Origin of the sequence: Sphingomonas palmae, from assembly GCF_900109565.1 — a bacterium.
Taxonomy (GTDB): domain Bacteria; phylum Pseudomonadota; class Alphaproteobacteria; order Sphingomonadales; family Sphingomonadaceae; genus Sphingomonas; species Sphingomonas palmae.
Genome location: NZ_FNZZ01000005.1, coordinates 117596 through 138908, shown reverse-complemented (window position 1 = coordinate 138908; position 21313 = coordinate 117596). Strand labels below are relative to the sequence as shown.

General features: G+C 66.9%; 20 protein-coding genes and 1 pseudogene. 9 read left to right on the top strand and 12 right to left on the bottom strand.

The window, feature by feature from the left end:
• Positions 1 to 63: 63 nt before the first annotated feature.
• The 7 genes from BMW51_RS13000 to BMW51_RS12970 all read right to left on the bottom strand — a co-directional run bounded on the left by BMW51_RS13000 (position 64) and on the right by BMW51_RS12970 (position 8017).
• The gene (locus tag BMW51_RS13000) at positions 64 to 1227 is read right to left on the bottom strand and encodes a cysteine desulfurase family protein (RefSeq protein ID WP_218139393.1); all 1164 of its coding nucleotides are present in this window, start codon (positions 1225 to 1227) and stop codon (positions 64 to 66) included.
• On the bottom strand, positions 1224 to 1595 hold the full coding sequence (gene dndE / locus BMW51_RS12995; protein ID WP_093007293.1) for a DNA sulfur modification protein DndE: 372 nt from the start codon (positions 1593 to 1595) through the stop codon (positions 1224 to 1226). The genes BMW51_RS13000 and dndE overlap by 4 nt, the downstream gene beginning before the upstream one ends.
• Positions 1576 to 3579, bottom strand: coding sequence for a DNA sulfur modification protein DndD (gene dndD, locus BMW51_RS12990; RefSeq protein WP_093007118.1), 2004 nt, complete (start codon positions 3577 to 3579; stop codon positions 1576 to 1578). Before dndD ends, dndE begins: the two co-directional genes overlap by 20 nt.
• Entirely contained in the window at positions 3576 to 5078 is a 1503-nt protein-coding gene (dndC, locus tag BMW51_RS12985; RefSeq protein ID WP_093007116.1) for a DNA phosphorothioation system sulfurtransferase DndC, read from the bottom strand. Before dndC ends, dndD begins: the two co-directional genes overlap by 4 nt.
• 44 nt (positions 5079 to 5122) lie before the next feature.
• Entirely contained in the window at positions 5123 to 6154 is a 1032-nt protein-coding gene (gene dndB / locus BMW51_RS12980) for a DNA sulfur modification protein DndB (protein ID WP_177171674.1), read from the bottom strand.
• 86 nt (positions 6155 to 6240) lie between these two features.
• The gene (locus BMW51_RS12975; protein WP_177171673.1) at positions 6241 to 7089 is read right to left on the bottom strand and encodes a LysR family transcriptional regulator; all 849 of its coding nucleotides are present in this window, start codon (positions 7087 to 7089) and stop codon (positions 6241 to 6243) included.
• Between the two features lie 88 nt (positions 7090 to 7177).
• Positions 7178 to 8017: a helix-turn-helix domain-containing protein gene (locus BMW51_RS12970; protein WP_093007110.1), complete on the bottom strand. Its 840-nt coding sequence runs from the start codon at positions 8015 to 8017 to the stop codon at positions 7178 to 7180.
• A 247-nt stretch (positions 8018 to 8264) separates the two neighbouring features.
• Here BMW51_RS12970 and BMW51_RS12965 point away from each other — a divergent pair, with 247 nt between their 5' ends.
• On the top strand, positions 8265 to 8870 hold the full coding sequence (locus tag BMW51_RS12965) for a superoxide dismutase (protein WP_093007108.1): 606 nt from the start codon (positions 8265 to 8267) through the stop codon (positions 8868 to 8870).
• Between the two features lie 24 nt (positions 8871 to 8894).
• Here the strand turns inward: BMW51_RS12965 and soxR (BMW51_RS12960) are convergent, their stop codons facing one another.
• Positions 8895 to 9362, bottom strand: a complete 468-nt coding sequence (soxR, locus tag BMW51_RS12960; protein WP_093007106.1) for a redox-sensitive transcriptional activator SoxR — start codon at positions 9360 to 9362, stop codon at positions 8895 to 8897.
• A gap of 93 nt (positions 9363 to 9455) precedes the next feature.
• Between soxR (BMW51_RS12960) and BMW51_RS12955 the strand changes: the two genes are divergently transcribed.
• From BMW51_RS12955 to soxR (BMW51_RS12920), 8 genes are all read left to right on the top strand, one after another.
• Positions 9456 to 9812, top strand: coding sequence for a DoxX family protein (locus BMW51_RS12955; protein ID WP_177171672.1), 357 nt, complete (start codon positions 9456 to 9458; stop codon positions 9810 to 9812).
• A gap of 86 nt (positions 9813 to 9898) precedes the next feature.
• A complete protein-coding gene (locus tag BMW51_RS12950; RefSeq protein WP_093007102.1) occupies positions 9899 to 11014 on the top strand; it encodes an efflux RND transporter periplasmic adaptor subunit in 1116 nt (371 codons plus the stop codon).
• A 10-nt stretch (positions 11015 to 11024) separates the two neighbouring features.
• The gene (locus BMW51_RS12945) at positions 11025 to 14102 is read left to right on the top strand and encodes an efflux RND transporter permease subunit (RefSeq protein ID WP_093007100.1); all 3078 of its coding nucleotides are present in this window, start codon (positions 11025 to 11027) and stop codon (positions 14100 to 14102) included.
• Positions 14103 to 14105: 3 nt separating this feature from the next.
• Complete coding sequence (locus BMW51_RS12940; RefSeq protein WP_093007098.1) at positions 14106 to 15524, top strand: efflux transporter outer membrane subunit; 1419 nt, start codon at positions 14106 to 14108, stop codon at positions 15522 to 15524.
• A 35-nt stretch (positions 15525 to 15559) separates the two neighbouring features.
• Complete coding sequence (locus BMW51_RS16190) at positions 15560 to 15865, top strand: hypothetical protein (protein WP_143051862.1); 306 nt, start codon at positions 15560 to 15562, stop codon at positions 15863 to 15865.
• Between the two features lie 3 nt (positions 15866 to 15868).
• Positions 15869 to 16489 carry an FMN-dependent NADH-azoreductase gene (locus BMW51_RS12930; protein WP_093007094.1) on the top strand — a complete coding sequence of 207 codons (621 nt, stop codon included), beginning with the start codon at positions 15869 to 15871 and terminating at the stop codon, positions 16487 to 16489.
• 14 nt (positions 16490 to 16503) lie between these two features.
• Entirely contained in the window at positions 16504 to 16896 is a 393-nt protein-coding gene (locus BMW51_RS12925) for a hypothetical protein (RefSeq protein ID WP_143051861.1), read from the top strand.
• A gap of 38 nt (positions 16897 to 16934) precedes the next feature.
• On the top strand, positions 16935 to 17384 hold the full coding sequence (soxR, locus tag BMW51_RS12920; RefSeq protein ID WP_093007090.1) for a redox-sensitive transcriptional activator SoxR: 450 nt from the start codon (positions 16935 to 16937) through the stop codon (positions 17382 to 17384).
• Positions 17385 to 17424: 40 nt separating this feature from the next.
• Here the strand turns inward: soxR (BMW51_RS12920) and BMW51_RS16435 are convergent.
• The 4 genes and pseudogenes from BMW51_RS16435 to BMW51_RS12900 all read right to left on the bottom strand — a co-directional run.
• A pseudogene (locus BMW51_RS16435) lies at positions 17425 to 17742 on the bottom strand (MarR family transcriptional regulator); the annotation flags it as partial.
• The gene (locus BMW51_RS12910) at positions 17742 to 18455 is read right to left on the bottom strand and encodes a haloacid dehalogenase type II (protein WP_093007086.1); all 714 of its coding nucleotides are present in this window, start codon (positions 18453 to 18455) and stop codon (positions 17742 to 17744) included. The gene BMW51_RS12910 and the pseudogene BMW51_RS16435, both read right to left, overlap by 1 nt.
• 17 nt (positions 18456 to 18472) lie before the next feature.
• A complete protein-coding gene (locus BMW51_RS12905) occupies positions 18473 to 19912 on the bottom strand; it encodes a carbohydrate porin (protein ID WP_093007084.1) in 1440 nt (479 codons plus the stop codon).
• Positions 19913 to 19933: 21 nt separating this feature from the next.
• On the bottom strand, positions 19934 to 21277 hold the full coding sequence (locus BMW51_RS12900; RefSeq protein WP_093007082.1) for an MFS transporter: 1344 nt from the start codon (positions 21275 to 21277) through the stop codon (positions 19934 to 19936).
• Positions 21278 to 21313: the final 36 nt, after the last annotated feature.

The window sequence follows — 21313 nt, the reverse complement described above, 5'->3', positions numbered from 1 at the left end:
CTTCGCGCGATCAACCGGCGCGTAATCCAAGATAGTAGGGCACGATGCTGCGGACCCAACGCTTCAGGCGGCGAGGCGGGCTAGGTCCCTGGTAGTCTCGATGAGCTGGTCGGCGAAACGCTCCAGCGATCGTGCGTCGGTGCCTCTTCCGGGGGAAACGCGGAATGCCTGACGCGCTCGAGGAGCGTCGCCGAACATCGCCAGCAGCACGTCGCTGGTCGTGACCTTGTCGGTGGCGCAGGCGCTGGAGGCGGAGAAGCTGGCGACGGGATTGAGCCGGTGTATCAGGGCCAGCGGCTCGATGCCGTCGATCGACAAGGAGACGTTGCCAGGGATGCGATGCGTCGGATGCCCGTTGTACCTGACCCCTGGGAGAGCATCCATGACCTTCGAGACGAAGGCGCGGCACATGATCGAGAGGCGCTCGCTGTCGCGCGCGCCTTCGCGCCCTGCGATCTCCAGCGCCTGACCGAGCCCCACGATCAGGGGGACCGCGAGGGTTCCCGACCGCAAGCCCTTCTCTTGACCGCCGCCCCAGATCGTCTGTGCGAGCTTCGCGCGCGGGGATCGCGACCGTACGTAAAGAGCGCCGACGCCCTTCGGCCCATAGGCCTTGTGCCCGGAGACGCTCGCGAGGTGAATGTGCTCGGCCTGGACGTCCACGCGTCGATGCGCCAGCACCTGGGCGAGGTCGGCATGGAACAGCGTGCCGCGTGCCTCGCAGAGGGCACCGATCTCGGCGAGCGGCTGGGTGGTGCCCACCTCGTTGTTGGCGCCCATGATGGACACGAGCGCCGTGTCGTCTCGGATCGCAGCGGCGACCGCCCCCGGGTCGACTCGGCCGTACTCGTCCACCCCGACGATACTGAGGTCGTATCCCTCCCGCGCTAGCTGGCGCATCGGCTCCATCACCGCGGGATGCTCGACCGCCGAGGTCACGACGTGCCTGCGTTCGGGCCGGGCTCGTGCCGCGCCGAGGACGGCCATGTTGCTGGCCTCTGTGCAGCTCCCCGTGAAGACGATCTCGTTCTCACGCGCGCCCAGATGTGCGGCCACCTGACCGCGTGCCTTCGCCACGGCTGCCTGTGCCCGGTTGCCGTGCACGTGCTCCACGCTGGAGGCGTTGCCGAAGACCTCCGTGAAGAAGGGCAGCATTGCATCGAGCACCCGCGGGTCGACGGGTGTCGTGGCGTTGTGGTCGAGATAGAGCGGAGCGTCGATCGTCATGCGGCTACAGCCAGCCTCGCCAGGTCGGCTGGCGACTTGGCCCGCACCGAGAGCGTGCCCACTCCGCGGTGGATGTGCGCGCGGAAGCGGAGGAGAAGCTCCTCATCGGGCAGTCGATGACCCTCCGCCTCCTCCTCGACGAGCCGGATCATCGCCGTGATCAGCGCGTGGTGTTCGCCGGTCAGGGTGTATGCGTTCATCTCGCGCCCACCCTCGTCGGTGACCGTGCCCGGTCCGACCGGTCCTTCTTCAAGGGAAAGCATGGTCGCCATCCGGCACAGAAGGTTCGGCGTCAGGCCCGTCTTCTGGCGGACGGAGCGGAGCCTGCTCTCGGCATCCGCCGAGATCTTAATTTTGGTGAACCGCATCGGCTGCCTCCTCATCTCCGAAGTAGCCCCGGTGCGCCGAGGTGGCGCGCCGCTCGGGATCGTAGTCGAGCCGATAGGTGTGGCTCACGGCCGGACGCAGGCGGCGTAGCAGCGGATCGTCGACTTCGGTGTCCGTCGAGAGGACGATGACCTGGTGGCTCGCCTCTGGCAGGTACCGCTCCACGAAGGTCCGGCGGTGCTCCGAGTCCAGACGCGCGAGAGGCGTGTCGATGATCATCGGCAGGGCACGGCCGCTGGTATGTGCCAGCGCCCACAGCATGGCGATCGCGTAGACCTGCTTCTCGCCCGCCGAGAGCGCCGACTTGGCGATTTCGCGTCCGTCCTGGTCGATGAGGGTGGTGGCGAAGGTGTTCCTGTCGATGCGCGCGTCGGCGACGAAGCCGCCTTTGCGGGCGAGATGGTTGAAGCGGCGGACGAATTCGGCCTGCAGGGTCGCCAGCTTCGACTCCAGCAGCCGCTCCTCGTAGCGTTCGAGGACCTGCCCGATGCGGCCGGCCAATGCGGTCCGGCCTTGAGTAGCTTGCGCTTCGGCCTGGGCTTTGAGAAGTCGTTCACGCTCACGGCGAAGCGTGGTGCGCTTGAATTCCAGTCCCTTTAGCTCCTCCTCACGTGCCTTAAGCTCGGCCTCGGTCGCCGAAACCTGGCTGTCCGCCAGCCCGATCTCCTGACCGATGAGGGCGGCGCCTTGACCGGACGCCCTCACCAGGTTGGCTTCGGCGTCGCGCAGCCTGCCGCCAAGCCGATCCATCTCGGACGCGATCAGCGCGGAGCGCGCGACGGTGGTCTCGCGCACCTCGCGCAGATGGTGGAGGAGGCTTGCGCGCTCGTTCGCACCCAGGTCGGATAGAGGCTCGTCGCCTGAGCTGGGTGCGTAGCCCTCTGCCGCCAGGAATGCGTCTAGATCGCGCCAGTGACCCTCCTTCCACTGCGCGGAGCGTGGCGGATCGCCCGTCCCGCGCCATGCCAGCAATCGTTCGCGGAGCACAGCTGCCTCCGCCGCTCCGGTGCCGGCTGATCGCGAGAGCGCCGCCGTCAGTCGTTGGACGGTCTTGGGCGCCATAGCGAACGGGAGAAGCCCGCCCGCAAGCTCGCGCAGCTCGGTTTCTCGGCGGGCGAGCTGGTGACGCGCTTCGTCCCGAGTGGCCTCGAACTTTGCTCGCTGGCTCGCCGCGTCCCCGCCTTCCGCGGCGAAGCGCTGGCGCAGGTTCGCGGCGGCCCGCACCTGACCCATGCGCCGGGAGGTCAGCTCGGCTACGACCTCCTGCATGTCCGCGACCATCCGGTCGGTGTGGTCCAGCTCGTCGATGACGGTCTTGAGCCGGCTCGCGGCGGCGGCCCCCTCCTTGTTCTCCCGCCGTGCCATGAAAAGGCCGAGATCGGTACGGAGGCGACCTACCATCTCGATGCCGAGCAGGCCGCGGACGGCGTCCGCCAGGCCGTCGTCGACGTCGTCTCGCGCGATCTCCGCGATCTTCTCGCCGTCGAAGAAGAAGAGCTGAGACACGCCGGGCGGAATCAGTTCCTGCAGGAAGTGGTGCCATTCCTCTCGGGGCACGGAGTCCACGGGGCGGCCGTCCTTCTCCAGGATCAGCGTCTCCACGGCCTTCTTGCCCTTGGCGGTCCAGCGGCGGATCACGCGGTAGCGATGGATCCTTCCCGCTTCGGCATAGTCGAACTCCATGCCGACGGATGCGGATCCGGCGACATGCCCGCCCGCACCGACGTGCATGCGGGCCAGCAGATGCTCCTCGTACTCGGCCTGTCCAACGCGATGGCCGAGTGCCAGCTTGCCGTACAGGGCGAGCCTGACCGCCTCCAGGAGCGTCGTCTTGCCGGCGCCGTTGCGTCCGCCGAACAGGATGACCGGCGTCGGCCGGGAGGTCCCCCGCCGCGGTACGAGGTCCAGCGTCTGACGACCTGCGTACAGCCCGAAATTCTCGATCTCGATCGTCCGGAGGATCATCGCGAGACTTCCCCGTCAGGATCGAAGGGGAGCTCGAGCTCGTCGTCATCGACGATGGCCGCGTCGTTCGCCGCGGTCATTCCAATGGCCAGCCGTCGCTCCGCCACCACTGCGTCGTGATCCCGCCATTCCAGTCGGAAGGCGTCCTCGATGCGGGTGTGGACGCCATGCCGCCGCTTCAGCCCATGCGATCCGCGCTCGATGTCGAGGAGACGCATCACCAGCTCGACCGGCACGTCTGCTTCCTCGCAGAGCCCATTCAGGAGCTCCCCGTCTTCCGCCGTGAACGCAACAGCGTCTTCGGACACCCAATCGGGTTCTATGTATTTCGCGTCGCGCCCCAGCGTCTCACGAACGATCCGCGGCACCGAGTCCTCCCAGTCGCCACGCTCGGTCCGCCAGAGCCGACGGATCTCCTGCAGCTCGTTCGGATGAATCAGGATCGGGGCCTCACCAGGAGGCGCCTCGGCGGCTACCGCCCGCTGCGTCTCCAGCAGCCGTCGCAGCAGCGTCCGGCGGAAGTCCATCGTGTAGGGTCCCGGCATGACGCGGTCAGTGTCGCCGATGAACGAGACGCCGCCGGTCCGGCGGCGGTGGTCGCGGAATTCGAGCTTGCGTTTCGGGTCCTGAGTTTCGGCGAGCATGTCGCGGAACTCCAGGAGCGGCGTCAGCCAATCCTCGCCGGAGTCGATCATGGCCTCCATGGCCTTGTCACGCTCAACGACGGTGCAGACCCAGCAGCCGAAGCGCGAGTTGCCGCACGACGGGGTGGACGTATCCACCACAAGTGGACACTCGCCCGATGCCGCGTTGCGGTACATCGCCACGAGGTCGCGGTTGTCGTTACCCCAGGGCGAGGCGTGCTGAAGCAGGTAGGTCCATACGTCGTCGGTCGAGAAGTCTGCGATCGGCGCGTACACGAACGCGTTCAGCAGAGACGAATGCTTGGAGAGCCGCGAACCCTCGATGCTGTGCAGCGACATGACCTGCGCGCGGGTGGCGGACTCCTGCCTGCGAACGCCGAGCACCATGACGACTTCGCCGAACTCGGCGACCCGGCTTCGGATGAAGTCGTTCGCCGGTTCGATCTTGAGGCGTTCGGTGCACCAGCGAAAGCGTCGCGACGGTGCGGGATAGCCACGGCCGATCAGGTTTACCCAGAAGCTCTTGTCCACCTCGGGCATCACCTTGTGGGTGATGACCGGCATGTCCTGCTCGACCGCCGCCTGGGCGATCCGCTTCAGGGATACGTCAATGTAGTTGGAGACGACGGGCGTCTCCACCAGGGTGTCGGAACTGATGACGTAGATCGGCTTCGTCCGGCGCTCCTTGTCCAGTTCGGAGATGGCGGACCAGATCAGCTGGAGCGCGGTGGTGGAATCCTTGCCCCCGGAGTAGCCCACGACCCAGGGACGAGCGTCCGCCAGATAGATTTCACGTATGTCGTCATGGATGCGCTTCATGCGCGCAGCGCCGTCTTCTCGTACGATGTTCTTCATATGCACCAGCCTTGATCCGATTCTAGCCGATTCGCGGAAAGGCGTCAGGGCCTTTGTTGGGGAACCGCGCGGGAAATGAGCTCGGCCGTGAGCAGCACGCTAGTACGGGACCGGTTCACGCGTCCGTTGAGGAGCGCGCGTCCCTCCCACAGCCTCTTGTTCGTTCTCGACCAATCTACCCGACGAAGCGCCGTCAGGGCCTCGCGCCATCCCGTGGGATCGAGGTCGATCATGCGGGCTCCCGCGATAGCGATCGCCTCGAGCGCGATCCCGTGGGCATGGACGGTTTCGCGGCGTAGGTCAGCTGCGGACACCTCGCGCCGTCCCACCGCCTGCCAGTCGGGCATGTTCTCGATGACGGCCTCCCAGAACGCGACCACGCCGGCGGGGTCCTCCGCGGTCGCCGAGAGCCGCGCGTCGCTGACGAGCGTCTTGGTAGCCGTGTGGAGGTTGCTGAAGGCGAACAGCTTGCGCGATCCCGCGGGAAGGTTGGAGCGGCTGAAGTCCGTGAACTCCCGGAAGAGCGGGATGGCATCGGCCACGGCGCGGGTGAGACGCGCCACATCGTCGCGCCCGTCGTAGAACAGGCGGAGCGACCTGGCCGGCTTCACGCCATGCTGATTGAGGTCGACGAACATCTGCTGCGACCGTTCGAGCCCCTCGTCCGGGAAGAGGGTGACGGCGATCGTCTCGTCGCCGAGCGACGGGCGCTCCCTCAGCGCCTCCACGATGCCGGCGCGTCGATGCTGTCCGTCGTTGATCAGGATGACGGCCGTCATGTCGATCAGCAGCGTGCCGATCGAGCGCTGGCCTGGAAGCGGCTCGAAGCGGAACGCGCCGTCAATCGAAGCGGAGAGCGCCGAAAGGACGTACTCGTCCGCGTTGTCGGTGATGTATCGCGCGATCGCGGGTATGCGCGCGCGGTTGAGGTCCCGTTGCGCCCGCAGCTCGACGGGCAGGTCTTCCTCGTCGAAGCGGAAGAGGCGTTCGATGACCTTGAGGGGAACCATGGCGACGTAAAAGGCCCGGCGGGCCTGCACACCTCGCACGGCTGCGAAACTATAAGTGTTATCCAACTCTTTTCCTTCTCCGGATGCTATCCGGAAGCCCCTTTCCTCTGTCGTTTACCTCCGATCTGTCGCGCAAGTAAGTTGCGCGGCTGCTAGACCGCCTGAGCGCTGAGTGCGTCCACGGCCTGTCGCGTCGACAGCTCCGCATCCGCGGCGTAGAAGACGCGAAGCTGTGTGGCGGGCGGTTCCAGGTCCTGCAGCACGGCGACCAGGCTTCCGTCTCGCATCTCCTCGGCCACGAGGAAGTCGGGTAGTTGCGCCAGGCCGAACCCTGCGAGCGCTGCGGCCTTAGCCTCGATGACGGTGGCGGTCGTCAACGCCGCGGCCGGCGCCTTGCGTGCCCGGTCACGCAGCCGCCAGTCGGTGGTGCCGTCCCATGCGATTGAGACATGGCCGTGGAAGGCGGACGGGTCGGTGATGGAGGGACGGCCGGCCAGGTAGGCGGGCGATCCGCAAACCTTGAGCACGGTCGACAGAAGCGGACGGCTCTCCCAACCGGAGACGGGTTCCTCCGAGACGATCATGTCCGCGTCACCAGCGACGCCGGACTGGCGCGGGACGATCTTGAGGCGGAGGGATGAGGTGGCTTCCAGAAAGGCCGTGCTCGCGAGGGCGGGCAGGAGGACGTGGGTGACGACGGGCTGCGCCGCGGAGATGGTCAGCGTCGCGCCGCCATTCGGCGCGGCGGCGATCGCCGCATCCAGCTGCTCGAGCGAGGCAAGTATGTCGCCGGCCCGCTTGTAATACTCTAGCCCGAGAGCGGTGGGTTCGAACCGGCGTGTGGATCGCTCGACCAGGCTGGCGCCCAACCGCTCCTCCAGTTCGGACAGCCTCCTGCTCACCGCCGATTTCGCGATGCCGAGTTCCGCCGCGGCGGCGTTGACGCCTCCGCAGGAGATTACGGTCACGAACGTGCGCAGGTCTTCGAATCGGTCAGTCACAGCCACTCCGCTCGACCCGCGGATTTGCTGGTCTCCGGCCGACTGTAGCATCGGCGCCTTGTTCGTGACCATACGGCCACGACAACCATCACCTGCCCAATCGGCGGTACTCGCCCGGCGTGCTGGAGCCGCTTACGCGAACCGTCTGCCCGCGCGCACGCCTCCTGAACTCGCTTGGCGGCATGCCCCGCCGGGCGAGGAACGTCTGACTGAAGTGGGACGCCGCTCTGATCCCGACGCTCCGGGCCACCTCCGTCAGCGGAAGATCCGTTTCGATGAGCATCCGCTCGGCTGCCGTGATCCGGCGTTCTATCAGCCAGTCGCCGGCAGTGAGGCCAATTGCGCCGCGGAACGCCCGCGAGAACGCGGAGACCGAGAGGCCCGCCTCCTGCGCGAGGGCTGGCAGGCAGGCACGGTGATTAGCAGTCGCAAGCCTGGCGATGCGGCTCAGCGTTGACGGAGCAAGCCAAGCATCGTCCGCACGGAAGCGGATGGTGCTGAAATTGCGCGCCACCGTGCGCGCGAGCAGCCTCACGAGGAGCGCGTCCTCCTCCGCATCTTCGCATGCCTGCTCGGCGTACCACCTCGCGGCGAGGGCGAGCTTCGCATTGTGCTCACTGCTGGCGGAACGCCAGGCCGTTCGGCGATTGGTACGGCAGACCCTCTGAACCAATGCCGCCGGAAGTTCGACGAGGAGCGAGTCGTAACGACCCGAAGCCATCGTGATTGTCCGAACGACGCCCGCAGGTGTGAAGGTGACACGGTCGGTGCCCTCGTCCGACCGCCACCCTCGTCCATCGATCTGTCCCTCAAGCGTCGCGTCGGTCGCATCCAGCGTAATCGCCAGCAGATGGGAGCCGCCGGGCTCGTCCCGGACAATTGAACCGTCGGCCTCCAGTGATCGCCTGCTCAAGATGACGCGCGGCATGCCGCCGTCCGGGCGGAGCCCGTGCCCGCTCGATCCTGGTCGTGGACGTTTCACCTCGCTCCGCCTTCGTCATCGGCCGTATGGCCAGCGGGGCAGGCGGATAGTTCCTCAAGCTACGTTTAGGTCAAGGGCTGACTTCGCTGTTTTACAGATTGTCTTTTTGCGCAGAACGTCTGCGCGGATGAGCGCTTGACCTCAACCAAGGTTGAGAGACTATCTGCTGGCGGTCACAAAGAAAGGAACGACAATGGCCTTCGAACTGCCGCCGCTACCCTATGGCTATGATGCACTCGAGCCGGTGATCTCCCGCGAGACGATGACCGTCCATCACGACAAGCACCATGCGGCCTATACCGCGAAGATCAATGAGGGCGTCGCCGCCGATCCCGAACTTCAGGACAAGACGATCGAGGAGATCCTTGCAGTCGTCTCGACGCAGCCGCCTCTGGTCCGCAACAACGGTGGTGGTTTCTGGAACCACGACTTCTTCTGGCGCATCATGGCGCCGAAGGGCGCCAGCGCGCCGTCGGGTGGATTGGCGGCGGCCATCGAGGCGTACGGGGGGCTCGACAAGCTCAAGGAGGACTTCAACACCAAAGGCGCCGGTCAATTCGGCTCCGGCTGGGCCTGGGTGATCAAGGACGCGAGCGGGTCGCTGAAGGTCACCTCGACGCCGAACCAGGACAATCCCCTGATGGACGACGTGGCCGACAGGGGCGTGCCGATCCTCGGCAACGACGTGTGGGAGCACGCCTACTATCTCACCTACCAGAACGACCGCCCTGGGTATCTGAAGGCGTGGTGGGACGTGGTGAACTGGGACGAGGCGGGTCGCCGCTACGACGCGGACTGAAGCCTCGGTCGTCGACTACCTCGTTCAGACGGCCTGCTCTTCGGGGCGGACCAGCAGCCGGGGGCCAGCACCCTCGGCTGCCAGCCTGTCCTCGGGGTTCCGCAACGGGCAGTCCGCCAGGGACAGGCAGCCGCAGCCGATGCACCGATCGAACTGGTTGCGCAGCTGCATGAGGCTTTCGATCCGCTCGTCGAGCAGAGCCTGCCAGGATTTGGTCAGCTGCCGCCAGTCGGCGGCGTTGAGCGGGCGGTCGGTCGGGATCTGGTCGAGGTAGTCCTTGATCGTCGTGAGGGGGATGCCCGCCCTCTGGGCGATGCGAATGACGGCCACACGACGCAGCACGGAGCGCGCGTAGCGTCGCTGGTTCCCCGAGGTGCGCCAGCCTTCGATCAGGCCCTTCGTCTCGTAGAAGTGGATGGTCGAGACCGCCACGCCGCTGCGGCGGGCGAGTTCGCCCACGGTCAGTTGTCCGGTCGCAGTCACTGCACCCATGGTGTAGATTCCTCAATATAAGTGAAGGTCTAGCGTCGCTGCTGCATAGGGTCAACGCCAACGCCAAAGCGCCGACCTTCCTCGGAGAAGATGATGAGATTGACGAAGAGGAGACGCGAGAACCTGTTCGCGCTGGCGCTCGGGGGCGTGTTCCTGGCGGGTGCGATCGGGAATCTGGCAGGTGCGCCGATGATGATAGAGGACTATGCCAGGTGGGGATACCCTCCCGGTTTCAACTACGTCACCGGCGCCTTGGAGCTCGTCACCGTTGCGCTGATGGTGCGGCGGCTCACGCGGCGGGTCGGCTGCCTCGTTGGCGCGATCGTGATGGGGGCGGCTATTGCGACGCTGCTGCTTAATTCAGAGTACGCCCACGCCGTCGCTCCGGCGGCGGTCTTGCTCGGCCTAGCGCTGCTCGGCCGCATGACCCCAAAAAACTTCTTGACCTAATCTATACTTGAGGTTCTATTCACGGCGTCGGCTCCTCAGCGAGCCCTTCGCGAAAGGGGTCGCGAAGCCCCGCGAGCGGAGCCGACATGAACACCACGACAAATACAATTGAGAACGCCCGAGCGCGGGGGCCGCTTGTCATCGCGGTGATCGCCCTCGCTCTGGTGTTCGGTGGCGTCTTCCTCTGGCGCAGCATCCGCAGTTCGGCATCCGCGGTCGCCTATGCGCCGCCGCCCGTCGAGGTGAGCACGGCCACGGTCCGGACCGAAACGCTTCCGCAGGCTATCGAGGCGACGGGCACGCTGCAGGCCGTGCGCGAGGTCACGCTTGCTCCCGAGGTGCCGGGGCGGGTGACCGCCATCCGGTTCGAGGCGGGACAGCAGGTCGGACAGGGAGCGGAGCTCCTGCAGCTCTTCGACGCTCCGGAACGCGCCGACCGGGCTGCCGCGCAGGCCAGGGCGCGGTTCGCACAGATCCAATACCAACGCTCGCGCGAGCTGGCGCCGACCGGCGCCGAGCCGCGGGAGCTGCTCCAGCAGCGGGAGGCTGAGCTCGCGCAGGCGCGTGCCGCGATCCAGCAGCTGGACGCCCGCATCGCGCAGAAGACTGTACGCGCTCCGTTCGGAGGGCGGATCGGCATTCGTCGCGTAAACCCGGGCCAGTACGTGAACGCCGGCGACCCACTGGCGACGCTGACCGCGCTCGATCGCCTCTACGTGAACTTCAGCGTGCCGCAGCAGGAGCTGTCGAGGCTCAGGGTCGGCGGCTCCGTGGCGGTCCGCAGCGACGCTGCGCCGGGGCGCGACTTCACTGCGACAATCAACGCGGTGGAGCCGCTGGTGGGCGGCGACACCCGCAACATCTCGGTCCAGGCCACCATGCCGAACCCCGGCGCGATGCTTCGGCCCGGCCTATACGTCACGGTGGGCGTAGCGCAGGGCGCGCGCGCCGACGCGATCCTGGTGCCCTCCACCGCGATCCAGACCTCGGCTTCCGGTGACAGCGTGTACGTCGTGCGCGGCGGGAAGGCCGCGCTGCTGCCCGTCACCGTCGGAAGCGAGATCGGCGACCGCACCATCGTCGAGACGGGTCTGAAGTCCGGCGACGTGGTCGTGACCACCGGCCAGCTCCGTCTGCAGCCTGGAGGCGCCGTGAAGGTGGTCAACGAGCGGCCGGCCGCCCCCAAGAACGCGGCTCGCTGAGGAACGAACGATGGCATTCACCGATCTCTTCATCCGTCGGCCGATCCTCGCGATCGTCGTCAGCCTCCTCATCCTACTCATCGGTCTGACGGCGCTGTTCGGTCTGCCGGTGCGTCAGTATCCCAACCTCCAGAGCGCGACGATCACCGTCGACACGGCGTTTCCCGGGGCGACCCAGGAGGTCATGCAGGGTTTCGTCACCCAGCCGATCGCGCAGTCGATCGCGACCGCGAGCGGCATCGAATACCTGACGTCGACTTCCACGATGGGCCGCAGCCAGGTAAAGGCCAAGCTGGTGCTGAACGCGGACGCCGACCGCGCGCTCACCGAGGTCCTCGCGAAGGTGCAGCAGGTCAAGTACCGCTTGCCGCAGGGCGCCTTCGACCCGGTCATCTCGAAGATCACGGACGGCGCCTCGGCGGTCCAGTACATCGCCTTCCGCGGCGATCGCTACACACCGTCGCAGCTCCGGGACTTCGTGACCCGCGTCGCGCAGCCGCTGTTCACCTCGATCCCGGGCGTCGCCTCGGCGGACATCTCCGGCGGCAGCCCGCTTGCCATGCGCGTGTGGATCGATCCGGTTAAGCTCGCGGCCCGCAACCTGACCGCGTCCGACATCGCCACGGCGCTCCGCTCGAACAACGTCCAGGCAGCACCCGGGCAGCTCAAGGGCGGCCTGACGGTCACGAATATCACCGCTTCCACCGACCTTCGCAGCCTCGACGACTTCCGGGACATGGTGGTGAAGACGGGCGCCGACGGTCTGGTACGGCTGCGCGACGTCGCGACCGTCGAGATCGGCGGGCAGGACTACAATAGCTCCGCGTGGTCGGACGGCGATCGCGCCGTGATGATCGCCCTGACCCCCACTCCCGAGGGCAACCCGCTCGAGATCGTCAAGGGCGCCAACGCGCTCCTGCCCCAGATCCAGAAGGCGGCGCCTCCCGGGGTGGCGGTGAACAGCAAGTTCGACGTCGCGCACTTCGTGAACGCCTCGATCGAGGAGGTCGAGCACACGCTCGTCGAAGCGATCGTCATCGTGATCGTGGTGATCTTCCTGTTCCTGGGTTCGGTCCGCGCCGTGATCATCCCGGTCGTGACGATCCCGCTGTCGCTCGTGGGGACGGCCGCTCTGATGCTGGCCTTCGGCTTCTCGCTCAATCTCCTGACGCTGCTTGCGATGGTGCTGGCGATCGGACTGGTCGTCGACGACGCGATCGTGGTGGTGGAGAACATCCATCGGCACATCGAGGAAGGCGCCTCGCCCTTCGACGCCGCCATCCAGGGCGCGCGAGAGATCGTCGGTCCGGTGGTGGCGATGACGATCACCCTCGCGGCGGTCTACGCGCCGATCGGGCTTATGGGAGGGCTGACCGGCAGCCTGTTTCGTGAATTCGCCTTCACCCTCGCCGGATCGGTGTTCGTGTCGGGTGTCATCGCGCTGACGCTGTCGCCGATGATGAGCGCAAAGCTCTTGAACCGGAAGGTCGCGGAGGGTCAGTTCGCCAAGAAGGTCGAGCACTTCTTCGACCGGGTATCCGGCGGATACGCCGGCATGCTGACCCGCACGTTGGCGATGCGGCCTATCGTCCTCCTGGTGTCGGTCGCCATGCTCGGCGGCACCGTAGTGCTGTTCCTCGGTGCGCAGCGCGAGCTCGCTCCACAGGAGGACCAGGGTTACGTCTTCACAGCCACCCGCGCTCCCCAATACGCCAGCATCAACTACACCGATCGGGTCTCCGACACCGTGCAAGGCCTGTTCAAGGCGCTGCCGGAGTATGCGGGTAGCTTCTTCAACAACGGCATCGACGGGCAGAACCAGGGGTTCGGCGGGGTCATCCTCAAGGAATGGGAGGAGCGCGGTCGCTCCGCGACCGAGGTCCAGGGTCAGTTGTACGGCGGGGCGAACAGCGTCCACGACGCCAGCGTGACGCCGTTCCAGCCCGCGGCTCTGCCGGCGGCCAGTGCGGGTCTGCCCTTCCAGATGGTGCTGCGCTCGCCGAACGACTTCAGCGCGATCTTCCAGGACATGGAGGCGCTGAAGGGCGCGGCGTGGAAGAGCGGGCTGTTCGTCTTCGTCGACAGCGATCTCGCGTTCGACAGCCGCTCGGCGCGGATCCGGATCGACGCCGCGAAGGCGGGTGAGGTCGGCGTCACCATGCAGTCGGTGGCGGACACGCTCGCGACCCTGGTCGGCGAGAACTACGTCAACCGCTTCAACTTCCACGATCGTTCCTACGACGTCGTGCCGCAGGTCCGCCAGCAGGACCGGCTGACCCCGGAGAACCTGGGCCGCTACTATGTGCGGTCGCGCTCGGGACAGATGATCCCGTTGTCGACCGTCATCAGCGTCGACGTGAAGCCGAGCGCGAACCGGCTGCCCCAGTTCAACCAGATGAACGCCGCGACCTTGTCGGGTGTGCTCGCCCCGGGCGTGACCATGGGTCAGGCGGTGGAGTTCATGCAGGCGCAGCCGCTCAGTCCCGGCGTCACCGTCGACTGGCTCGCGGACAGCCGGCAGTATGTGCAGGAGGGCAACCGCCTCACAGTGTCCTTCGCGTTCGCGCTGATCGTGATCTTTCTGGTCCTGGCTGCGCAGTATGAGAGCTTCCGCGATCCGCTGGTGATCCTCGTCACCGTGCCGCTGGCCGTCTGCGGGGCGCTGCTGCCGCTCTACCTCGGGTTCACGACCCTCAACATCTACACGCAGATCGGGCTCGTGACCCTCATCGGGCTGATCTCGAAGCACGGCATCCTGATGGTCGCCTTCGCCAACGACGTGCAGCGGCTCGAAGGCAAGGATCGGGCGCACGCGATCGTCGAGGCAGCGCGGGTGCGCATGCGCCCGGTGCTGATGACGACCGCGGCGATGGTCGCCGGCCTCGTGCCGCTGCTGTTCGCAGGCGGTGCGGGTGCGGCCAGCCGTTTCGCCATCGGGATCGTGGTGGTGATGGGGATGCTCATCGGAACCCTCTTCACCCTCTTCGTCCTGCCCACCTTCTACACGCTCCTGGCCCGCGATCATCGCGTGCACGCCGGAGAAGACACCACACAGGGCGCAATGACGCCTGCGGCCGTGGAGGCCTGACCCATGCGCAAGACGATGCTTTCCTTCCTGCTGCTCGCGACGTCGGCGTGCACGACCGGTCCGAACTACGTTCGCCCCGCTGCGCCCACTGCGTCGCAGACCGCGCTCGTCACTCCCCTTCCGGGTTCGACGGCGGACGAGGGGCCGGGTCCCGACTGGTGGCGCACCTACGAGGATCCGGCCCTGGACGCGCTGATCGAGCGGGCCCTGGCCGCCAACACCGACCTCCGCGTCGCCTTGGCGAACCTCAGGGCCGCAGAGGCGGTCGTTGGAGAGGCACGCAACGCGCGCCTTCCGCAAACGACCATCAACGGCCAGGGGACCTACGGTCGTACGCAGCCGCCCCTCTACCTGCCCGGCAACCGGTTCAGCGGGTTGGGCTCGTTCCAGCTCGCCTACGAGGTGGATCTGTTCGGCCGCGTATCACGGACCGTCGAGGCTGCGCGAGCGGATGCCGAGGCTGCGGCGTTCGCACGCGCAGCCGTGCGCGTCCGGATCGTCGCGGCCGTCACGGATGCATATCTCTCCGCCTGTACCGCGTCCGACGCGATCACGGTGGTGAGGTCATCGATCGACCTGACGGCGGACAGCGCGCGGATCATCGGGCAGCAGGAGCGCGCTGGTTCCGCCGCCAGGCTCGACGTCGCACGTGCCGAAGGCCAGTTGGCCGAGGCGCGTGCGGCGCTGGCTCCTTTCGAAGATGCGCGCCAGTCGGCGCTCTACGAGTTGGCGGCGCTTCTGGGTCTCCCCCCTGCCCAAGTACCGGAAGCCGCCGCCCGGTGCGGGTCTCCCCCCGGCCCGCACCGACCCATTCCCATCGGCGATGTCGCCGGGCTGCTGAAGCGGCGACCCGACGTCGCCGAGGCCGAGCGCCGCCTCGCCGCGGCCACCGCTCGGATCGGAGTGGCAAGCGCGGACCTCTACCCGCGGATCAGCCTCGGAGCATCGGTCGCGCAAGCCGGTGGCGAGGGGATCAGTCAGAGTCGAGGCTTCATCTTCGGGCTGGGCCCGCTGCTATCCTTCGCGTTTCCCAACAACGGTGCGGCACGGGCGCGCATCCGTCAGTCCGAGGCTAGGACCGAGGCGGCGCTCGCGACCTTCGACGGCACCGTCCTGACGGCGATGAAGGAGACGGAGCAGGCTCTGAGCGCGTATGGCGCAGGCCTGCGTCGACAGGGCGAGCTGCGGATCGCCGTGGAGCGGTCCGACCAGGCGTTCCGCTTGGCGGACCTGAGGTACAAGGCAGGGTCCATCGCCTACGTCGACGTGATCGTCGCTCAGTCCGAGCTGGTGCGGGCGCGGCTGGCGCTGACCGAGCAGAACCGACAGGTGGCATCCTCGCTCGTCCTCCTCTTCCGGGCTCTCGGCGGGGGGTGGTCGCCCGAGGAGCCGACGATGATCGCCCAGGGCGGCCGCCGGTGAGGCGGGTGGCGTGGACAAGGCTCTGGTCGCTGGCATTGGCGATCGGGCTCGTCGCGCATGCCGTCTTCCGTGCTGCCGCACACGCCTGGCTCGGCGAGGCCACGATCACGCTGGAGGCGGTCGGCGCCATGCTCCTGGTGCGGAGCCGTACCAGGCCGGTGGGGGTCATGGTCGGCGCGGCGGCGGCGGCACTCGCCGCCTGCGTCGCGTTCCTCACGGCCGAGGTCGAGGCGTCGCTCGCCCCATGCCTTCTTCTTGGAGCCCTGCTCTTGCTCGGCCGCCGGATGGATCGGGAGCGATCCGGTCATCGGCCGCGCCTCCACTCGCCTGTCCGGAGATAGTCCATGCTGCGCATACTCGCACTTCATTCCAGCCCGCGGCCCGCTGAGGTGTCCATCTCGCGACGCCTGAGCACGGAGCTGATCGTGCAGATCGCACGCGCCCACCCCGGCGCAGCGGTGATCCAACGCGATCTCGCCGCGGAAGCGCCACCTCACGTCGGCGCCGCCCTGCTCGCCGGTGTTCGCAAGCCCGAATTGGACCGCTCGGCGGAGGAGGCCGCGGCGGTCGCGATCTCCGCCGAAATGATCGAGCAACTCGACTGGGCTGACGTGCTGGTGATCGGCGCTCCCATGTACAACTTCGGCTTCCCGTCCGTCCTCAAGACGTGGATCGACAACGTCTCGATCCCCGGTCGGACCTTCCGGTATGATCGCGATGGCAACGCCCACGGGCTGGTCACCGGCAAGCGGGCGTATGTCGTGACAAGCCGTGGCGGCGATTACGGCACGACCGGCGCGGAGGCGGGCAACTTCGCGGACTCCCATGTCCGCGTGGCGTTGGCCCTTCTCGGGATCGTGGACCTGCACGTGGTCGCCGCCGACTGGCAGGCCCTCCACCCCGAAGCGCGACGCGACGGCTACGACGTTGCTAGCAGGCGCATCAGCGAGCTCGTCCCGGCGTGAACGCGATCTCTCCCTTGAACCTGCTGATGAGTGATCACGAGGAGCTCGCCCCGGCGCCGCTCGGGGCGTTGCCGCAGTTCGGGGTCGCGTGGAGCGGTGAACGGTTGACCCGTGAGGAGATGGTGGTGATCGCCATCGGGCGGAGGGATGCCTCGAGCTTCTGGTGGCGGGGCGCACACGATGGGAGCGGATGGCGGATTCGACTGCTCTCGTTCCTGCACGCGATGACTGGGCAGCGGGGCGTCCAGAGTCTGGCCAGCGAGCGGCTCGAGACGCTTCGGCTCCTGGTTTGCACGGTCGTCCGACGTCGCCCGAGCGAAGTCAAAGAGCTGTCTGATCGCCTGGCTTCGCTTGGAATGCACCCATCGGCCGTCGCGGAAGCGATCCATCTGGCCGAACGGTCGTGATCCGCCGGCTTGTCGCGCAAGCGGTTTAACGCTTCCTCGTGCAAGTCGCCTCGCACCTCTCCGTTGGCGAACTCGCCCGGCGCAGCGGGGTCGCCGTGTCCGCGATCCGCTTCTACGAGGATAAGGGCCTCATCCAGGGCTGGCGGACGTCGGGCAACCAACGACGCTACGCCCGATCGATCCTGCGGCGGATCGCCGTGATCCGTGTCGCGCAGCGGGCAGGCATCACGCTTTCGACGATCAAGCGGTATCTCGACGAGATCCCCGCGGATCGCGCACCGACCGCCGCGGACTGGCGGCGGCTTACCGCTGCGTGGCGAACGCTGCTGGACGAGCGCATCAGAAGCCTGATGCAGCTCCGGGATCAGCTGGACTCCTGCATTGGCTGCGGCTGCCTGTCCCTCGACCAGTGTCCCTTGCGGAATCCCGACGATCGTATGGCCCTGGAGGGGCCGGGGCCGCGGCTTCTTGCGGAGGAGGGACCGTGAAGCGCTGGACGCCGGACACAGAACGCGTGACCGCCGATCGTCCGGCGGCAGAGAGGGAGATCTCTATGATCCGTCGATCAAGCGTCGACCTGCTTCGTTCGATGAGACCGGTGATCTCCAGCTTCTCCAATGCGCGCGATATCGCACCGGAGTCGAGATCCAGCGACCTTGCCATCTCACTGGCACGGCGGACTTTCCCATCTGCCACGAGGATGAGGATCAGGAGATGCGTGAGGTGAAGGTCCGCCAGCGAGGCGATCTCCTCCAGCTCCCTGAGAACTGCAAGCGCGCCGTTCCTGGCTGAGAGTAGCTGGGTCGCCGCCAGACGCAACTCGCAGTCATCCTGCGTCGTGTGCATCAGCCCTGCCCCGAGAGCTCCTCGGAAAGGGAGCGGAGGTTGTCGGCCGAGTAGCTCCAGTCGCCTTCCGGAAGGTGGATCTCGTCGGGACCGAACTCCAGCGGCCGGTGCAGGTACGCGGTCGAGAGGCCCCGCATCCGAGCCGCGCGGAGGTCGTCCTCGTGCGCGGCCACCAGGCAGAGTTCCTCGGGTCGAATGCTCAGCATGTCCACCGCCTGATCATAGGGCCGCGGCAGCGGCTTGTACGTCTGGGCGACCTCCGCACCGAGGATCGCGTCCCACCGATAGCCTCCGTGCCGAGCGAGGTGCATCGTCAGCGCCAGGTTCCCGTTCGACAAAGCGACCAGCGGAAAGCGCGCCTGCAGCAGGCACAGGCCCTCCACCACGTCCGGCCATGGATCGAGCCGGCGCCACGCATGAACAAAATGGATACGCCGTCCTAGTCCCAGACCTTCGGGTGCGATGCCGTTGGCCGCGAGCGTCTCGTCGAGCGCTTCGGCGATCAACTCCTCCAGCGGCGTGTACGGCCGCGCACCGGAGCGGCAGTCGGCCATGCGTGGTTGATAGAAATCCCGCCAGGCGCGGGCGAAGACGAACGAGTCCACGTCTTCTCGACCAATTTCGGCCAGGAAGCGGTCGACCTCACGAGCGATGCTGCTCCGCCAGTCGACGATGGTGCCGAAGATGTCGAATGCGAGCGCCTTGATGGTCATGTCATTGGTCCTCGTTTTCACCGGGTGCCGCCGAACAGGTCCTGGGCGCGCAGATCGACCCGTAGACCGAGCACGAGCGCGTCCGGTATCCTTCGCGTCCTCGTAGGGGCGAAGGTCGGATCGGGGTTGATGATGTACTGGATGTTGGGGATCAGCCGCACGCCCGCGAGCGGCACGAAGCCGTAGTTCAACTCGCCGATGATCTCATTGCGCGCGGGCGCGCCCGACCCGCCGAAGCGGGTCCGCCTGTCGCGCCAGAAGGCGACCTGCTCGTCGCTGAACCGCGTGTTGGAGACGAAGGCGCCGATGGTGTCGCGGTCGCGACCGGCGAATGTGCCCGTCTGAAGCACGCCGATGAAGCCGGACCAGTCGATCGAGGTGGCAGTGCCCGCGTTCACGAACATGCGGCCGAAGACGGCGGTGTTGCGTGCGCCGCCCTTCGATGCCGCCACCGTCTGGTCCACGAGTGCGTATAGGCCCACGCGCGTGCCGCCCTGCAACGCGCGCGGCCGTCCCGTCAGGATCGAGGATCCGCCGTTCGCGTCGAAGTACGGGCTAGTGCCGCCATCCGTGTTGACGTAGGCGCCGAGTTTATAGCGGCCCGGCAGCGGCTCATCCTTGAACGTGGTTTGGTAGCCGACCTCGACCGGGATCATCACGCCAGGTCCCTTGAAGAAGCTGAAGTCGAGCCCGTTTTTGCCCTGGACCGCGATGGCGGGATTGTAGTCGAACACGCCCGTCTGCACGTAGAGGCGGCTGGTGAGCGCCAGCCGTCCCTTCAGACCCCAGCTGGTGTAGGGAAAGCCAGTGATTCCCTGCGTCTGGATCGGGCCGTATGTGGTCAGGCACATTGTCACCGACTGAAAGGCGCAGTTTATCGGCGAATTGAAGAAGTAGGTGTTCAGCGCCATCCGCCCGGCGAGCACGTTCACCCGACCTGCGTCGTGTTCGACGTTAAGCTGCGACAGGAACGCCTCTCTAACCGGCCGCCAGGACTGCTGCGGGCTGATGGAGTTGCCGATGGCGATCTGCTGCAGGCCCACGCCCCCGAATTGCGCCGCCTGGATGTGGACCTTCGTCCCGCCGATGCCGGCTAGCTTCTCCAGATCCAGGTCAATCCCGACGTCGGCACCATGCGTGTTCGCTATGTCCTTGCGAACGCCGCCGGCGACGTTGGTGGCGGTGTCGGTGATGTAGTTGAGCGTCAGCGTGACCCCGTCCTGGCGCAGCGACCTCAATGTCTTGCCGATCCCGTTCGACGCCTGCCAGCGGGCGACCGGTCCCGGCGGCGTCGGCGTGGCGGTGGTCTGCTGCTGGTCGGGTCGCACCCCCTTGCCGCCAAGGGCCGGATCCTGCTCGACCGGCGGCGGTCCGGCAGGGAGCTGCTGCGCACTCGCGGGTTGCGCCAGGACGAGCGGGACGGTGGCCGCCGAAGCGGCAAGAACGAAGCGGTTCATGGCCTTACTCCAGTGGAAGGATCAGAGCGGAAGCGGCTTGCCGCGGGTCTCCGGTAGGAACGGCGTGGCGATCATGCCGACGACGTAGATCGACGAGAGCACGACGGCTGCCCAGCCGAAGCCGCCAAAGGTGACGATCAGGGTGCCGGCGAGCAGCGGGCCAGCGAAGGCGATGAAGCGGGGAAGGTTGAAGATCACCGCCAGCGCCGTGCCGCGCATGCGGGTGGGGAAGAGCTCCGGAAGCCACACCGGCATCCACGTGTACTGCCCGTTCGAGAAGATGGCGTTCAGGAACGCTAGAGCCAGGAGCCAGGTCAGGTCCTTGGTGCCGAAGAAGAGTACCGGGGTGAGCAGCAGGGCGATCAGGAAGAAGGCGAATGTCACCGGCTTCCGACCCAGCGCGTCGGCCAGGAAGCCGAAGGCGACGTAGCCCGTTATGGAGCCGGCAGTGTAGGCCATGCCGGCGAAGCTCGCCCAACGAGCCGCTTGCAGACCCTCCGCCGTGGCGAGCGATCCTACGAACTGCGGCACCCAGGTCGAGATGCTCCAGAAGCCGACCGTCGTGGCAAGCGACATGAACAGGGCGAGCACCGTCACGCGACGAGCGGCGCGATCCGTGAACAGGTCCACGAGCGTGAATTTGGTGAGCTGCTGGTCCTCGTGGCTCAGCGTGCGTCCGGCGTTCTCGCGGGCTTTCGCCTCCGCGCGCCGCGCCATCGCCGCCTCCCAGAGCTCGGACTCCGGGATGGCTCGCCGGATCCACAGCGTGATGAGCGCGGGCAGGACGCCGAGCAGGTACATGTAGCGCCAGGCGTCGTTCCCCAGCGGCGCCACGAACAGCCAGACAAGCGATGCGAGGAAGAAGCCGATGCCGAGCCCGCATTGCATCAATCCGGCGCCCTTGCCGCGAGCGCGGTCGGGCCACAGCTCCGCCATCATCGAGCTGCCGGTTGCCCACTCGGAGCCCACCGTGACGCCAACGATGAACCGCAGTGCCGCGAACGACCACCACGAGAATGCGAAGGCCGAAAGGCCGGTGGCGACCGAGTAGCCGATGATGGCGTACATCATCATGCGCTTGCGCCCGATGTAGTCGGCCAGCACCCCGCCGAGCAGGCCGCCGATGGCCCAACCAAGGAGGTTTATGGCGATGACCGAGCCGATGTAGAACGGCAGGTCCGCCAGTTCCGTCCTAGGCAGCAGCTGGCTGAGCGCCGGCGCGACGGTGAGGATGAGGGCGTAGTTCTCGAAGCCGTCGAAGAGCCAGCCGAGGTTGGACGCGATCAGCGTGTTCCACTGCTTGCGGTCAAGCGCATGATACCAGGGACCTTCGGCGTCGCGTGCCGGCACTGCTCTCGTGGTCATCCACCCTTCTCCTCTCTTGAGTGCGCCGTTCGCCGG